Annotated in this window: 15 protein-coding genes; 8 read left to right on the top strand and 7 right to left on the bottom strand. The window is 67.8% G+C overall.

Annotated elements, in window-relative coordinates; translation table 11 throughout:
* Positions 1-180: 180 nt before the first annotated feature.
* Positions 181-555: a hypothetical protein gene (locus tag OG874_RS14135; protein ID WP_330255591.1), complete on the bottom strand. Its 375-nt coding sequence runs from the start codon at positions 553-555 to the stop codon at positions 181-183.
* Between the two features lie 137 nt (positions 556-692).
* Between OG874_RS14135 and OG874_RS14130 the strand changes: the two genes are divergently transcribed.
* A complete protein-coding gene (locus tag OG874_RS14130) occupies positions 693-860 on the top strand; it encodes a hypothetical protein (RefSeq protein ID WP_330255590.1) in 168 nt (55 codons plus the stop codon).
* Positions 861-993: 133 nt separating this feature from the next.
* Here OG874_RS14130 and OG874_RS14125 read toward each other — a convergent pair whose 3' ends face one another.
* The 4 genes from OG874_RS14125 to OG874_RS14110 all read right to left on the bottom strand — a co-directional run bounded on the left by OG874_RS14125 (position 994) and on the right by OG874_RS14110 (position 5,587).
* Complete coding sequence (locus OG874_RS14125) at positions 994-3,222, bottom strand: molybdopterin-dependent oxidoreductase (RefSeq protein ID WP_330255589.1); 2,229 nt, start codon at positions 3,220-3,222, stop codon at positions 994-996.
* Positions 3,219-3,581, bottom strand: a complete 363-nt coding sequence (locus OG874_RS14120) for a hypothetical protein (RefSeq protein ID WP_330255588.1) — start codon at positions 3,579-3,581, stop codon at positions 3,219-3,221. Before OG874_RS14120 ends, OG874_RS14125 begins: the two co-directional genes overlap by 4 nt.
* Positions 3,582-3,826: 245 nt before the next feature.
* Positions 3,827-4,453 carry a TetR/AcrR family transcriptional regulator gene (locus OG874_RS14115; protein WP_330255587.1) on the bottom strand — a complete coding sequence of 209 codons (627 nt, stop codon included), beginning with the start codon at positions 4,451-4,453 and terminating at the stop codon, positions 3,827-3,829.
* Between the two features lie 243 nt (positions 4,454-4,696).
* Positions 4,697-5,587 (bottom strand): alpha/beta fold hydrolase, encoded by an 891-nt coding sequence (locus tag OG874_RS14110; RefSeq protein ID WP_330255586.1) that lies wholly within the window; start codon positions 5,585-5,587, stop codon positions 4,697-4,699.
* 136 nt (positions 5,588-5,723) lie between these two features.
* On the opposite strand from OG874_RS14110, the gene OG874_RS14105 reads away from it, so the two are divergent.
* The gene (locus OG874_RS14105; RefSeq protein WP_330255585.1) at positions 5,724-7,583 is read left to right on the top strand and encodes a Na+/H+ antiporter; all 1,860 of its coding nucleotides are present in this window, start codon (positions 5,724-5,726) and stop codon (positions 7,581-7,583) included.
* A gap of 19 nt (positions 7,584-7,602) precedes the next feature.
* Here the strand turns inward: OG874_RS14105 and OG874_RS14100 are convergent, their stop codons facing one another.
* Entirely contained in the window at positions 7,603-8,151 is a 549-nt protein-coding gene (locus OG874_RS14100; RefSeq protein WP_330255584.1) for a TetR/AcrR family transcriptional regulator, read from the bottom strand.
* 229 nt (positions 8,152-8,380) lie between these two features.
* Here OG874_RS14100 and OG874_RS14095 point away from each other — a divergent pair, with 229 nt between their 5' ends.
* Genes OG874_RS14095 through OG874_RS14085 form a run of 3 tightly spaced genes read left to right on the top strand, consistent with a single transcriptional unit; the run spans position 8,381 to position 10,511 of the window.
* Positions 8,381-9,025: a TetR/AcrR family transcriptional regulator gene (locus tag OG874_RS14095; protein ID WP_330255583.1), complete on the top strand. Its 645-nt coding sequence runs from the start codon at positions 8,381-8,383 to the stop codon at positions 9,023-9,025.
* A complete protein-coding gene (locus OG874_RS14090; protein WP_330255582.1) occupies positions 9,022-9,696 on the top strand; it encodes an enoyl-CoA hydratase-related protein in 675 nt (224 codons plus the stop codon). Before OG874_RS14095 ends, OG874_RS14090 begins: the two co-directional genes overlap by 4 nt.
* A gap of 32 nt (positions 9,697-9,728) precedes the next feature.
* Positions 9,729-10,511: a crotonase/enoyl-CoA hydratase family protein gene (locus OG874_RS14085; RefSeq protein ID WP_330255581.1), complete on the top strand. Its 783-nt coding sequence runs from the start codon at positions 9,729-9,731 to the stop codon at positions 10,509-10,511.
* A gap of 5 nt (positions 10,512-10,516) precedes the next feature.
* On the opposite strand, the gene OG874_RS14080 is transcribed toward OG874_RS14085, so the two are convergent.
* Complete coding sequence (locus tag OG874_RS14080) at positions 10,517-11,209, bottom strand: dienelactone hydrolase family protein (RefSeq protein WP_330255580.1); 693 nt, start codon at positions 11,207-11,209, stop codon at positions 10,517-10,519.
* Between the two features lie 145 nt (positions 11,210-11,354).
* On the opposite strand from OG874_RS14080, the gene OG874_RS14075 reads away from it, so the two are divergent.
* From OG874_RS14075 to fadD11, 3 genes are all read left to right on the top strand, one after another.
* The gene (locus OG874_RS14075) at positions 11,355-12,524 is read left to right on the top strand and encodes a lipase family protein (protein ID WP_330257287.1); all 1,170 of its coding nucleotides are present in this window, start codon (positions 11,355-11,357) and stop codon (positions 12,522-12,524) included.
* 366 nt (positions 12,525-12,890) lie between these two features.
* Positions 12,891-13,994 (top strand): class I SAM-dependent methyltransferase, encoded by a 1,104-nt coding sequence (locus OG874_RS14070; protein WP_330257286.1) that lies wholly within the window; start codon positions 12,891-12,893, stop codon positions 13,992-13,994.
* A gap of 186 nt (positions 13,995-14,180) precedes the next feature.
* A complete protein-coding gene (gene fadD11 / locus OG874_RS14065) occupies positions 14,181-15,995 on the top strand; it encodes a fatty acid--CoA ligase FadD11 (RefSeq protein WP_330255579.1) in 1,815 nt (604 codons plus the stop codon).
* The last annotated feature ends 3 nt before the right edge of the window (positions 15,996-15,998 follow it).

Genomic DNA, 15,998 nt, shown 5'->3' with positions numbered 1-15,998 from the left:
CTAGACCCGGTCGAACGCGACGGCCTGCCCCGCGTCGCGTGGGAAGTGCTGCCGGCCGAGGTCATCGGCGCCGCTGCACACTGGAGTCGACGATCCCAGCGTCGGAGCGAGCCGGATCTGGGTGCATGCTGTACGTCGTTGCCAAGAGCAGCCATTCGGCTTGAGCGCCCATGTGCGGTGCTATCGCGACTGGACGGTGACCCGGTAGCCGAGGCGTACTTCGTGGGCGGGGTGGGCGGCGGCGGTGAGGTGCAGCCAGCGGTGCAGGACGTCGCGTGGGTCGGGAACGTATGCGACTTGCGCGTGGACGACGCCGAACGGAAAGTCGCCGGATGCGGCGGTCATCAGGTGCATTTCCGCCCAGAGCCGGGGTTCGGGTGCACCCGCTTCGATGGGACGGGTGTTGGGGAGGAAGAAGCCGAACTGTTCGGCGGGGGCTCCGGCAGTCTGGCTGAGCATGCCGGTCACGAATAGTCGCACGGTTCCGGTGTGCACCACGCATTCCGGCGTCAGGTGCAGGGGCGGGGCAGGTTGCAGCTCGAGCTGGAACGCCATGCGCAGACTCTACGCGCTCCTGCCGTCCTTGCTCGAAAAGCACTGGAGCACCGCGAATTTCACCGGTCCGATCGGGAGATCCCGGCCCAGCGACCAGCGATCCGCCGCATACAGCACACCCCAACGGCCGCCGCACTGTGGCCAAGGCATACACCACGGACGAGAAGTCGGCCCGGCAGCTGGTAGCCGCGCAATATGCGTCACTGGTGAAGACGCGACAAGCGTTGTGGCGTGCGGCGGCACCCGGTGCGGTAGTCGCCGGAAAGTCCTCGACGAAGACGATGCAGGCCCGGATGCAGGGGTAGATCGTGGACCGCCTCGACAACGCCATCATCACCCACATCCCGGAACTCGCCGACCGCGGCATCCGCTGCCCGCGCGCGCTGGACCGGTGTGTGTCTGCGCCCCGATGGCACCGCGTGAGCCGCCGCGGCGGTGTTACGCCTCACGCAACGGTTCGATGCGGGCGGGAACGTGTTTGTGCCACGGCGTGCCCGCGATGGCGTCACGCCAGGTGGCGTCGGTGAGTTCGTTGGCGGCTACACCGGTTCTGGTGCCATCGGGCAGGTCGAGGCCCAGACCGTTGGGCAGGGAGGCGTGTCCGGGTTGCATGCGGTCGTTGATTTCCACGGCGGCGACGGCGGTACCGCGGCGAGTAGTGATGCGGGCGTGGTCGCCGGTGGTGAGGCCGAGCGATACCGCGTCGTCGGGGTTGAGCCGCAGCGCCCCGTCCGGGTCGCGGCGGCGCCAGGTGTTGTCGCGGAAGATCGTGTTGGCGGTGAAGGAGCGGCGTTCCCCGGCGGCCAGGACGAACGGGAACTCAGGACTGGTGTGCGCCGCCGGGGTGTCGGGGAGGTCGCGTAGCGCGTGCAGTAATTCCGGGATTGCCAACGGGATTCGGGCCTGCGGGAGGTAGCTCCAGGCGTCCGGATAGTCGTCGACGGTGAAGGTGACTCCGGAGCCGCCCGCGAGGATGGCGTCGAACAGGGCGTCCGCGTCGCGGTGACCCGCGCGGCGCATCGCGGCGGGGTGGACCTTGGCGACGCGTTGCGCGAGCGCCCACAGCACGGCGGCCGAACGCGCGCCATCGGGCAGCGTCGGGCCGAGGGTTTCGTAGAGCAGATACGGGGCCGCGCCGCCGGTCTTCTTGTCCAGCGCCAGCATTGCGGCGAACGCCCAGGTGTAGGGGCGGCGGCCGAGTTTCGCGGCGGTACGCAACACCGCGAGCTTGCCGCGGCCGACAGTACCGAGTTCGCGGATCAGGCGGGCATAGATCTCTGGTTCGGGCAGGGTGCCGGGCAGCGGATCCAGGACGGGGGCGCGTAGATGAAAAGTGTTGTGTGGGAACTCCAGATTGAAGAAGGTCGCCTCCCACTTCTCGAACTGGCTGGCCGCGGGCAGTACATAGTCGGCATGCCGGGCGGTTTCGGTGAGCGCGACATCGATGACCACGACCAACTCCAACGCGTCCAATGCCGCGCGGAAGGTCGTCGAATCGGCCAGCGAATGCGCGGGATTGGCGGATTCGATGATCATCGCGCGGAACCGGTCCGGATGGTCGGTCAGGATCTCTTCGGCGATCGAGTTGCACGGCACCATACCGCCGAGGATCGGTGCCGCGGTGACCGGACTGCGTTTGATGTCGCGGCTATAACCCGCCAACGGTGCCATCCACGAATGCGGTTGCATGGCACCGGGTTTGGCGAAATTCCCGGTGAGCAGCCAGAGCAGTTTGTTCAGGTAGGAGATCAAGGTGCTGTTCGGGCTCTGCTGCACGCCCAGATCCTCGTAGGTGGCGACGCTGCTCGCGGTGCCGATGCGGTGGGCGGCGGTGCGCAGGAGTTCGGCCGGGACACCGCAGATTTCGGCATAGGCGGCGATATCGACAGTGCGCAGCACGGTGGTGACGGTGTCGACCTGGTCGACATGCTCGTCGAGGAAGGCGTGATCGAGCAGATCGTCATCGACCAGGATCGCCAGCAGCGCGGCCAGACACCACGCGTCGGTGCCGGGACGGACCTGCAGGTGGATATCGGCCAGGTCGGCGGTTTCGGTGCGCACCGGGTCCACCACGATCATGGTGCGGGCCGGATCCTTGGCGATCTGCTGCAGTACGGTGCGGGCCCGCGGCACCCCGTGGGACTGCCAGGGATTCTTGCCCAGGAACACCGACACCTCGGCGTGTTCGAAATCGCCGGTGGTGTGGCCGCCGGTCAGATGTGCGTCGACCCAGCCCTCGCCGGTCTTCTCCTGCGCGAGCGCGGTGGAGCGGTAGCGGCTGCCGAGCGCGCGGCGCAGCGCCCCGCTGTACGCGCCGCCGAGGTGGTTGCCCTGTCCCCCGCCGCCGTAGAAGAAGATCTTGTCGCCGCCGTGCGTTTTGCGGACCGCGCCGAGTCGCGCCGCGATCTCGGAAATCGCGGTATCCCAGTCGATTTCGGTGAAACTGCCGTCGGATTCGCGGCGCAACGGCGCGGTGAGGCGGGTGCCGCCGTTCTGATAGTGGTCCAGGCGTAGCGCCTTGTTGCAGGTGTAGCCCGCCGACGCGACATGTTCCTTATCGCCGCGGATCTTGGCGAAACTGCGACCGTCGAGCTGGATCAGCAGACCGCAGTTGTTCTCACACAGAATGCACGCGGTCTTGTGCCATTCGCTGGTGGCGGTACTCATCGACTGACCTGATCGACTCGGGTGCCGTCGAGCCACGCCTTCGGCTCGGCGAGGAACGGGGTGTCACCGAGACGGGCGAGATCGTCGAAGAAGGCGTCCTGGGTGCGGGTGGCAGCCTTGCTGCTACCGGTGGACAGGAACGCGGCGAGTTCCTGGAGGAACCGGCCGGGCAGACCGCCGGTGAGCACGATCGCCCCGACGGTGTCGTCGGTATCGGCGGCCATGGTGAGCAGATCCAGATCCCGCACGACGGCCGGCGTGACGAAGTTCAGCGGCGGCGCGACGATCGTCGCGGTGAGCACTCGCCCGCTCTGGGCCAGGTCGATCGTCTCCAGGTCGAGCTCGGTTGCTCGCGGCATCGGCGTCTCCTCGGTTGGCGCATCGGCGGCGGGTGCGATGAAACGAGCTCCCCCGCACCCGGCACGGATTATGGTCTCCACCATAATCCGGATGTCAAGGTGCGGCCCCATTCGGCCGAGCCGCGCTGATGGATGCCCTACCGAAATCGGTCTGAGCCCACTTTTCCCGCGAATGTGGCGGCAATTGCCGAATTCGGCGAGAAAGTACACGGTCAGACCGATTTCGAGCCGAAAGTTCGCGGCGGCTAGTCGGTGGAGGCGCCGATCGCGGCGGCGAGGTGGGACTGGAGTTCGCCGATGGTGTCTTCCAGCGGGGCCACATCGCGTTCGACGCGGCACAGGGCGATCGCGCCCTCGACGGCGGCGACGGTGAGGGTGGCCATGCGGCGCGCGCGGGCGGGGTCCAGGCCGTGGCGGGTGAGCAGATCGGTGAGGGCGGCGTTCCAGCGGGCGAATATCGCGGCGGCGGCCGCCGCGAATTCCGGTGCGTCGTCATTGGTTTCGACGGCGACGGCAATGATCGGGCAGCCCGCGCGATAGTCGCTATCGATCAGGGTTTGCCGCCAGAGGGCGACGAACATATCCAGGGCAACCAGCGGATCGTTGTCCCGGGTGATCGCCTCGATGAACTCCGACATCGAGCCACCGGCCGTGGCGAGCGCGTCGGTGATCAACTGGGTGCGACCGCCGGGAAAATGGTGATAGACCGAACCGCGCGGCGCGCCGGTATCGGCCAGCACCCGGTCCACGCTGGTCGCGCTCGCGCCGTGGACGCGCAGGGATTCGATCGCGCCCTCGATCATGCGCCGCCGCGCATCGCGAAGACGCGGCCGCGCCGGACCGTCGCTATTCGATCGGCGTGTCGCTGCCATACAGCCATACTATGGGACTCCCCATAACTGGGCCGCGTACAGCATGGCGTTTGGCAAACTGCCTCGGCGCAGGCGAGGCTACCGTGCGAGATGACCGCGGTCGGCTGGTCTCGATCGGTGCTCGCGCAGGCGAAGTCACGCTCGCCGCCGAGATGCCGGGTGCATCACCGCGTGCGGGCGGGTGCCGCCGCTCCATGTCGGTGGTACTACGGCCTCACTCCGCCCGCGTGGCAGCGAGCACTCCTACTCGACGCGGCTCGTATGGAAATCGAGGACCGCGGCGAGGGTGGCTTCGGGTGCTTCGAGCTGGGGGTAATGCCCGATCTTCGCGAGTTCGACCACATCGGGGTCCGGAATCAGCTCCCGGTAGCGGCGGACCATGTGGGCGCCCGACGCCGGATCGAGCAGGCCGTCGATCAAGCGGACCGGGACCGGCGTGTCGCGCAGTGCGCCGACCCAGCGTTCCCGGTGCGCCCTGCGTTCGCTCATATAGCGAATCAGCTTGTGCCCGTTGCTTTTCCCGTGCTTACTGCACCATAGGATCCAGAACTGGTCCAGCTCGGCGGAGCTGGGGCGGGTATCGGGGCCGAAGACTCCGGCGAGGCTGCGCCGGAAGACCCGCTCGGTACCGAACACCCCGATCAGCGGTCCGAGCGGACTGGCCAGCAGCCGCTGCGCCGGGCGCGGGCGATGGGTCTCGGGGAACAGCCCGCCGTTGAGCAGGCAGACCGATTCGATCACCAGCGAGTCGTCGCGGTCGGCGCGGCGTTGCGCGTCGCGGGCCAGCAACTCCTGGGCGACGGTGTCGCCGTAGTCGTGGGCCAGGATGTGCACCTGTGCGATCCCTTGTTCGCGCAGCAGGTTCTCGTGGATATCGGCCTGATCGGCGATCCGGTAATCGTAGTTGCGTGGTTTGGCCGACCAGCCGAATCCGATCATGTCCGGGGCGATCACCCGCGCGAATCGCTCGCGCAGACCCGGCCATATGGCGTGCCAGTCCCAGGACGCGGTGGGGAATCCGTGGATACAGAGCAGGTTTCCGTCGCCGCTGCCACCGCCGTCCTGCCAGAAGATCTGGTGGCCGCGGTGGGTGTACCGACGACCGCTCGCCCGCCAGGACGCAAACTCTTCCATGTCTACCTCCTTCGTGCCGACAACTATCGCGCGTGGACGCGACCGCCACAGCCATTCCGGGGAACCCGCCGCAGTGTTCATGTCACGTACCGCATGGTCTTTTCGAGCCGGGTGTTTGCTCTGCGAGAATGCCATAGTGCATGTCGCGATCGGCCTCGTTGTTCTAGTCGCGTCGGCGGCGACGCTGGCGGCGCTCGCGCGACGGTTCGGGATATCCGAACCGCTGGTGTTGACGCTGGCGGGGGTGGTCGCGTCATATTTGCCGCACGTGCCCGAGATCCACCCCGATCCGGAGATCATTCTGCTCGGGTTCCTGCCGCCGCTGCTCTACACCTCGGCGATCCGCACCTCCCTGGTCGACTTCCGGGCCAATGCGCGCACCATCGCCCTGCTGTCGGTGGGTCTGGTGCTGTTCAGCACGTTCGCGGTCGCGGCGGTGGTGTGGTGGCTGCTGCCGGTGCCGTTCGCGGTGGCGGTCGCACTGGGCGCGGTGGTCGCGCCGACGGATGCGGTGGCCGCGACCGGGATCGCGCGGCGCATCGGCATGCCGCGCCGGATCGTCACCATCCTCGAGGACGAGTCGATGTTCAACGACGCGACTGCCCTGGTGACGGTGCGCACCGCGATCGCCGCGGCCGCTGGGACGGTATCGGTCTGGAAGGCCGGTGGTGACTTCCTGCTCGCCGCGGGCGGCGGCGCGGCGGTGGGCATCGCGGTCGCCTATCTGCTGGCGATGCTGCGGCGGCGCATCGCCGATCCGGTGCTGGACACCACGCTGTCGTTTCTGGCGCCGTTCGTCGCCTATCTGCCCGCCGAAGGGATCAAGGCGTCCGGGGTGATCGCGGTGGTGACCTGTGGGATGGTCCTCGGGCACGGTGCCCCGGTGTGGCAGAGCGCGGCCTCCCGGATCGCCGAGCGCACCAATTGGCGCACCATCCAGTTCATTCTGGAGAGCGTCGTCTTCCTGATCATTGGGCTGCAGATGCGCGCGATCATCGAGGGCGCGTGGGACAGCGGGCTCGACCACACCACCCTGATCGTCGCGGCGCTGGCGGTGATGCTGGCGGCGATGGTGTCGCGACCACTGTGGGTGTTCCCGGTGTCGGTGCTCTCACGCAAGCTGGGGTTGTCGAATACCGATGTGCCGCTGAGTCATTCGCTGGTGGTGTCCTGGGCGGGTATGCGCGGGGTGGTCACCCTGGCCGCGGTGCTGCTGCTGCCCGCCGATACTCCGCAGCTGCCGGTGCTCAAACTGCTCGCGCTCATCGTGGTCGCGGGAACGCTACTGCTGCAAGGGACTTCGCTGCCCTGGGTGGTGCGACGACTGCATGTGCGCGGGCCGAGTCGCGCGGAGAACGCGCTGCAGAAGGCGAATCTGCTACAGCAGGCGACCGCGGCGGGATTGGCCGAGCTGGACAAGCACATCACCCCCGAGACGCCGCCGGGGGTCGTGGAGACATTGCGCGATCGCGTCACCTGGAAGACCAACGCCGCCTGGGAACGCCTGGGCCGCTCGGAGGCGGAGTTGGCGACACCGACCGCGGAATACCGGCGGCTGCGGCTCGAGATGCTGCGCGCGGAGCGGGAAACCGTACTGCACGTACGGGATTCGGGCGGCGTGGATTACGAGATCCTGCAGTATGTGCTGTCGCGGCTCGATCTCGAGGAGTCGATGATCGACCGATACGACGAGACCGAGGAGGAGCGCGTCGAACCCCTCGCCGCGCCCGCGGCCACCGACTCCTGCGCGCATCTGCAGCAAGCGCCGCTGGTGCTCGAGCCGACCGAACCCGATGAGTGCCGGGAATGCGTCGCCGAGGGATTGACCTGGGTGCATCTGCGAATGTGCCTGTCGTGCGGGCATATTGCGTGTTGCGACTCGTCGGTGGGCAACCACGCGACCAAACATTTCGGCAGTTCCGGTCATCCGGTGATGCGCAGTGTCGAGCCGGGTGAGGCGTGGCGCTGGTGCTATGTGGACGAGCTACTGGGTTAGGTGCCGCTGGTCGGACCGATCAGTGCCGCGCGTGCGAATAGATCAGCCGCGCGTACTGAGCGAGCAGCTTGTCCAATGAGATGTCCTCACCGCCCGCGGCGATCTGCTGGTAGCCGATGAGCATCGACATGCCCAGCGCGGTGACCACCGCAGTGGTCTCCTCGTCGTCGATGACACCTTTGATCGCCTTGTGTACGGTGCGCCTGCGTGATTCGTCGACCCGCTTGATCGCCAGATTCACCGATTCGTCGTTGGCGGCCCAGGCGCGGATCGCGGCTTCGGCGGCGTGGTGCAGGCCGGAGGCGAGGTCGGACATGGCGCGGATGTCGTCGTCGGGATTGCCCTGGTTGAAGTTCAGTGTGCGCAGGATGATGACCTGTCGGTTCTCCCAGTGCTCGAGCAGCGTGTCCACGAAGCCCTGCCAGCTGCCGAAGTGGTGGTAGAACGAACCGCTGGTGACCCCGAGGCGCCGGCACAGCACGCCGATGTTGAGGCCTTTGAAGCCGAGTTCGGCGAGCACCTCCAGAGCGGTGTCGAAGTACTGCTCCTTGGTGACCACTCGTGACATTCGCAGGCGCCGTTTCTGTTCGTGCGGGCAGGGCGGGAGGACCAGACAGTACCTCATCGTATTGCCGTCTCGCTGCAACGTGGCGAAGTTCAGGAATTGGCGTCGCGAACCCGCCGAAGTTACCCGTGACCGGGCGAAACATGCAGCGGCAGAGTCGAACAGGGGTCGATGGGGCGGCCCGGATGCCCGCGTTCTCATTACAGAGCAAGCGCTCTGTTATAGTCGTGAGGTGCCCCGCCCACGTACCCACGATCCCGACGCCGTGCTCGACGCCGCCGAGTCGCTGGCCGTGCGTTCGGGACCGGCCGCGGTGACCATCCGCGCCGTCGCCGCCGCCACAGGTGTGTCGAACGGCGCGATCTACCACACCTTCGGGTCGCGGGCCGAACTGCTCGGACGCAGCTGGTTACGCGCCGCGCGCCGGTACCTGGCCATGCAGACCGAACTGGTCGAGGCGCATCTGGGCGCCGACGCCAGCGCGAGCGACGTCATCGCCGCCGTCATCGCCGTGGCCGAGACACCGGTGGCATTCGCCGAGCAGTATCCCGATTCGGGAAAACTGCTGCTGACCGTCTCCCGAGGCGAACTGCTCGGCGACGAACTGCCCGCCGAGGTTGCCGCCGAACTCGCGGGCACCGACGACACGCTGGTGCGGCTGATGGTCCGACTGGCGCGCGCCCTGTGGGGCCGCGGTGACCGCGCCGCCGTCGATGTGATCACCACCTGCGTCGTCGACCTGCCCACCGCCATCCTGCTGCGCCGCGACCGGCTCGCGAAACCCATTGCCCGCCAACACTTGCGCGCCGCCGTGCGCGCCGTACTCGCCATCGGCCCACCCGACCGACCGTCCACACCACCGAAGGGAACGCCATGACCACCCTCAGCTACCACGAGAAGATCGCCGTCCTCGACCTCGGCGCCGACGAAAACCGTTTCACCCCGGACTTTCTCGACGCGGTCAACACCCACCTCGACACCGCGCTCGCCGAGGGCGCCCAGGGCCTGGTGACCACCGCGAGCGGCAAGTTCTACTCCAACGGCCTGGACCTGGACTGGCTGGTCGCCAACGGTGAGCGCACTCAGTGGTACACCGGCCAGGTGCAGGCGCTGTTCGCCCGCGTGCTCACCCTGCCCATCCCCACCGCCGCCGCGCTGCCGGGCCACGCGTTCGGCGCGGGCGCCATGCTCGCCCTGGCCCACGACTACCGCGTGATGCGCGGCGACCGCGGCTATTTCTGCTTGCCCGAGGTCGACATCCGCATCCCGTTCACCCCGGGCATGGCCGCGCTGATCCAGGCCAAGCTGACGCCGAAGGCGGCCGTCGCCTCGATGACCACCGGTCGCCGCTTCGGCGGCGTGGACGCACAAGCCCTCGATATCGTCGACGCCACCGCCGAACAGGACGCGGTCACCGCCACCGCGCTGGCATTGCTCGCACCGCTGGGCAGTAAGGATCCCGGCACGCTCGGCGCGATCAAGAACACCATGTTCGGCGCGGCCGTCGCGAAGCTGAACTCCGCCTCGTCACCCGCTGCGCCCCGGTAGGTTCGCAGCCACAGCCGAACGAGGAGACCGACGTGACCGAGGCCGCCACCCTGCACCGGCAGGGCCACATCGCCATCATCACCCTGAACCGGCCCGAGGCGATGAACGCGGTGAACTCCGCGCTCTCGATCGCCGTCGGCGCGGCACTCGAGCAGCTGGCGGCCGATCGGGAGCTGCGAGTCGGGGTGATCACCGGGGCGGGGCGCGCGTTCTGTGCGGGCGCCGACCTCAAGGAACTGGCCCGCGGCAACGGGATTCACGACCCGGCTCATCCGGAATACGGATTCGCCGGGCTGGTCCAGCATTTCGTGGATAAACCGCTCATCGCCGCGGTCAACGGGTTCGCTCTCGGCGGTGGCACCGAAATCGTGCTGGCCTGTGATCTGGCGGTGATGAGCGCCGACGCCGAACTCGGACTGCCCGAGGTCAAGCGCGGCCTGTTCGCCGCCGCGGGCGGTGTGCTGCGGCTACCGCGCCAGATCCCACCCAAGATCGCGCACGAGATGGTGCTCACCGGAACCTCGATCGATGCCGCGGCGGCCGCGCAGTGGGGTCTGGTCAACCGCGTGGTTCCGGCCGAGCAGGTGCTGTCGAGCGCGGTGCAACTCGCCGAGACCATCGCGGCGAACGCGCCGCTATCGGTCCGTGCCTCCAAGCGAATCATGCACCGCGTCAACGAGTTCGGCTCCGATTGGGACACCCCGATCTGGGAGATGAGCATGCGGGAAGCCGCGCCGATCTTCGCCGGCAAGGATGCGCTGGAAGGACCGCGCGCGTTCGCCGAGAAGCGTGCCCCGCGGTGGTGCGGGGAATGACGGCGTCAGTCGGTCAGGTGCTCGTCGAAGAAGGCGAAGATGCGGTGCCAGGCGTCGCGGGTCGCTGCCTCGTCATAGCCCAAGCCGGTGATACGCAGGACCGGATCGATGGGGAAGACGTTGGCGAAGCCGTGCATGGTGCGCGGGTAGGTCTTGATGTCGTGTTCGACGCCGAGTTCGGTCAGCGCGCGATCGAGTTTGCGACCCGCACCGATGAGCGAGGGGTCGAGTTGGGCGTAGCTGGCGACGACCGGGCACGCGCCCTCGAGTTGCGCGCGGTAGTCGCCGTAGAGGCCCGGATAGAACGGCGCGGCCGCGTCGAAACCCATGGGCGCGGTGAGCAATGCGAAGCCGCCGCCCATGCAGAAACCGATAACCGCGGTCTTGCCGGTGCAGTCGGGATCGGCGAGGAGCCGGTCGCGGGCGGCGAGGATCTCCCGAACTGCGGGGCTTTGGCCGGTCAGGATCAGCGAGCGCATCACCGCGCGGATACAGCGCACCCGGCCGTTGGCGAACAGGTTCGGGGCGATGGTGAGATAGCCGTAGTCGGCCAGCATTTCGACATTGCCGCGAATATCGGCGCCGAAGCCGACGCCGTCGTGGATCACCACGACACCCGGCCACGGCCCGTCGCCGGTAGGTCGGGCCAGAATCGCCTCGAGGGTGCCATCCGGCGCGTCGAGCTCGATGGTGTTCATGCCCAGCAATCTAAGCCACTGTCTCAGACGTGTACAGCCGTTGGTGGCTGTCGCGTGGCGTATTCGACGCGGGAGGCGAATCTCGGTGTCGATCGTGAAATCCCGGTCCCCGGGCATCGGTTGGTTTAACGTCTGCGCCGTGCCCATGTCTCGGTCGCCGTGGCGTTCGATATCCGTCGCGATCGCCCTCGCGCTCACTGTTATCGCGGCCTCCACCCTGGTCGCGACCGCCGACGCCGACTACACCGGTTTCGACCCCGACCCGACCGGCGACGCATACCTCGATCAACACTTCAGCACCGACGGCCTGGCCAACGGCGCCATCCTGTCCTCGCGATCGGTGCGTATCCTCCCGCCGCTGGCCGTGACCTCGGACTTCGACGCCTGGCAGGTGTGGTTCAAATCCACCGCGGCCGATGGCAAGTCGATCGCCGCGATCACCACGATCATGAAACCGAAGACGTGGAACGGGCGGGTCGTCGGCAACAACTACGCCATCGACAGCATTGGGCTGCAATGCAATCCGTCCTACCAACTGACCCATAGCCTGTCGATCGAGGCGCCCGATATCACCCGTCAATTGCTGGGGCAGGGTTACGCGGTCGTGATCACCGACTACCAGGGGCCGAAGATGGCCTACGCGCACGGGCCGACCCAAGCCCGCGAGGTGCTCGACGGCATCCGCGCCGCATTGCAGTTTCCGGCAGCGGGGCTGGCCGGCAGTCCGCTGGCGATGATCGGCTACAGCGGCGGCGCGATCGCCACCGTGTGGGCGGCGCAGCTGCAGCCGACCTACGCCCCCGAGCTGCGGATGCTCGGCGCCGCCGCGGGCGGCACCCCCGCCGACCTGAGCCTGCTGCGCAAGACGATGGACGGAAGACCACCCGCCTCGGTGCTGTATCTGATGGCGGCGCTGGGAGTGGCCCGAGTCACGCCCGGCGCGCTGGACCTGCTCAACGAGACCGGGGTGCGGACCGCGCGCGAGGGCAAGAACCTCTGCTCCGATGCCGCCGTCCTCGGTGTCGCGCCGGTGCCGCTGCGCTCGCTGACCAAGGTCGACCCGTACCAGGCCGAGGTCACCCAGCGGATCTACCGGGAAACCAAGGCCGGCGGACTGACCCCGACGATGCCGATCTACCTGTGGCACGGGGTCTTCGACGTATGGGTCCCGGCCGCCGGCGCGCAGGCACTGCAACAGCAGTGGCAGAGCGCCGGTGCCGAGGTATCGCTGTCGCTGCTGCCATGCGACCACATCACCTGCGCGTTCACACCGGGAGCGATCGACCGGATCGACCAATGGATGGGCATCGCCTGACCGCAGCGGCCGAACGTAATCCGGCCGTGCCGCATCGCTCGCGTAAACCACGAGGGCTTTCACGGCCAACTCGTGATGGCAGCAGGCTCGCGGGCTGCCGCATGTCGATGACACGGTCGCCGACGGGTCCGTACCCCGGGGCCGGTCGTCGAGTCCGGGTGTGCGAATCTTGACAGGTCAATTCGGTGAAAGGGCTGCTCATGACGCTCGGTATGGTCCTCGGCGACTCCTCTCGCGCTTCGACGCGGGACCGCTAGCCCGTCCTCTTCGGGCCCATCCGGCTGCCTCGGATCGGTCGCCCGCTCCTCGTCGAAGTGCTCTCCGTGCCAACGCACGTCCGATCACGAGGAGTACTCCGTGTCCACCATGCACTGGACAGAAGCAGATACCGACCACTGCGCACAGTGGCATTCCGAGAGCGCGGCCCCGATACCCACCCGGGTCGCCGTCGCCGATGACCGCATGACCGCCGACACCGCCTACCGCCTGGCCTGCGAAGGCACCGCGCTGCTGTGGCGCGGTGACTACCACAACGCGCGCCAACTGCTGCGGGCGTTGAGCCGGCGCATCGATCGCAAACCCGTGCCGGCCGGCGCGGATCCGGCCGAATCCTTCCACCTGTATCGCCGGGCGCGCGGCCATCGAGCCCGCGTACTCGGCAGGCTGATCGTGGAACTGGACCGTGATCACGCGCTGGCGCTGCGGCGCGCGCCTGATGTGCGCCGGGCCTGCGCCGAGGTATACGGGTCGGGGCACGAGCCGATGGTGGTCGCGTTCACCGAGTTGCTCGGCGCGATCGGAGCACACCAGTGGCGCGAAAACGGTGTTGTGGTACCGGCTCTGGGCGCGCGGATCCACCCGCACTACGGCGTGTTCTCTCCGGTGCGCGGCGAATACGTCGATCTGGTCGCGCACGCGCCGCTACCGGTCGAGCACCGCACCGCGTTCGATCTCGGTACCGGCACCGGCGTGCTCGCCGCCGTGCTGGCCCACCGCGGCGTCGACCACATCCTCGCCACCGACATCAACCCGCGCGCCCTCGAATGCGCCCGCGACAACATCGACCGGCTCGACCTCACCGGCCGCGTCGACATCCAGGGTCCCGGCCTGTTCCCCGACGGACGCGCACAGCTGATCGTCTGCAATCCACCCTGGTTGCCGGTCCGCCCGACCTCGGCCGTCGAACAGGGCGTCTACGATCCCGACAGCACCATGCTGCGCGCCTTCCTGACCGGCCTGCCCGACCATCTCGAACCCGGCGGCGAGGGCTGGCTGGTCCTCTCGGATCTCGCCGAACGTCTCGGGCTGCGCACCCGCGAGCGACTGCTTGCCGATATCGAGGCGGCCGGGCTGCGCATTCTGGATCGGCTCGACACCAGGCCGCGCCATTCCCGACCGCAAGACAGCACCGACCCGCTGCACACTGCCCGAGCCGCAGAAGTCACCTCGCTCTGGCGACTGGCCCCCTAGCGCGTGGACCAACGCCCATTCCCGCAGCGGGATCCCGCGATATCGCGACGGGAATGGGCGCTGAGGCCAACGGGATGAGTGCCGCGCACACGGGCCATGCCGCGAAATCGGCGGAAAACGGCACCCGCGAACCATCTCGCGACCTACCGTCGGGAGAAAATCCGGCCGTAGTGATTGTGATGTGCGATGACCGAACCGAATACCTCCTGTGCCGCCTTCCAGCGCGTGGCGGCGATCGATCCCGACGCGATCGCGGTGCGCTCCATCGGTGGTGGCCATGCTTTGACCTGGCGGGAGTACGCCGAACAAGTCCGCCACATCGCCGCGGGTTTGCACGCGCTCGGGATCGGACGCGGTGACACCGTTGCGCTCATGATGGGCAATCGGGTCGAGTTCTATCCCATCGAGGTGGGTGCGCAGCACACCGGCGCGACCTCGTTCTCGGTGTACAACACCCTCGCACCGGAGCAGCTGAACCACGTGTTCGCCAATGCGGGCAACCGGGTGGTGATCTGCGAGGAACAGTACGTCGAGCGGGTCCGCTCGTGCGGCGCGCCCATCGAGACCATCGTGTGCATGGACGCCGAACATGCCGGAACTATCAGCCTCGCCGAGCTGAAGGCCAAGGGCCGCAACGATTTCGACTTCACCGCGACCTGGCGGGCGGTGCGGCCCGACGATATCGCGACGCTGGTCTACACCTCCGGCACCACCGGTAATCCGAAGGGCGTGGAGATCACCCACGCCAACCTGACCGCCGAGGCGCACGCGTTCAACGCGGTGCTGCCCGTCGAATTCGGCGACCGGCAGACCTCCTATCTGCCGACCGCGCATATGGCCGACCGGTTCACCGCGCTGTATCTGCAGGAGTACTACGGCACCCAGATCACCGTCGTGCCGGACCGCACCCAACTACCCGCGGCCCTGGTGGACGCGCGGCCGACGATCTGGGGTGCGGTGCCGCGGGTGTGGGAGAAGTTCAAGGCGGCGGTCGAATTCTCGGTCGCTACCGAACCCGACGAATCCACCAGGGCCGCATTGCAATGGGCGCTCGGTGTGGCCACGCGTAAGGCCGCGGTTTTGCTGGCCGGGCGCACCGTCGAGGCCGAGCTGGCCGCCGAATGGGACCGCGCCGACCAGCTGGTGCTGTCGAAGCTGCGCACCAAACTCGGTCTGGACCAGGTGAAATGGGCGATGTCGGGGGCCGCGCCGATCCCGCCGGAAACCCTCGGCTTCTTCTGCGGTCTCGGCATCCCGATCTCGGAGATCTGGGGCATGTCGGAACTGACCTGTGTGGCCAGCGCCAGCCCGCCCGCCCAGGCGCGCCTGGGCACCGTCGGGCGGATGCTGCCCGGCATGGAGGCCAAGATCGCCGAGGACGGTGAATTCCTGGTCCGCGGACCGCTGGTGATGAAGTGCTATCGCAAGGAACCGGGCAAGACCGCCGAGGCCGTCGACGCCGACGGCTGGCTGCACACCGGCGATATCCTCACCCGCGACGCGGACGGGTACCTGCGGGTGGTCGACCGCAAGAAGGAACTCATCATCAACGCGGCCGGAAAGAACATGTCCCCGGCCAATATCGAGAACACCATCAAAGCCGCCACCCCGCTGATCGGATCGATCGTGACCGTCGGCGACGCCCGCCCCTACAACACCGCCCTGATCGTGCTCGACGCCGAATCCGCGACACCCTATGCGGCCCAACGCGGTGTGGCCGACGCCTCGGCCGCGGCGCTGGCCATCGACGCGGGTGTCATCGCCGAGATCGCCCAGGGCGTCGCGGCGGGCAACGCGAAACTGTCTCGTGTAGAACAGATCAAACGGTTCACCATCCTGCCCGTCTTCTGGGAACCCGGCGGTGACGAGGTCACCCTGACCATGAAGCTGCGCCGCAAGCCCATCGCGAGCAAATACGCCACCGAAATCGAAAAGCTCTACGCCCCAGACCTATCCGCCACCGTCCACGAACCAGCCACCCAAGTCCCCTCGCAGGTCTGACCC

It is taken from the genome of Nocardia sp. NBC_00565 (assembly GCF_036345915.1).
Lineage (GTDB): Bacteria > Actinomycetota > Actinomycetes > Mycobacteriales > Mycobacteriaceae > Nocardia.
Note: the sequence above shows the minus strand (reverse complement) of the source record. Positions and strands in the feature narration are given on the sequence as shown.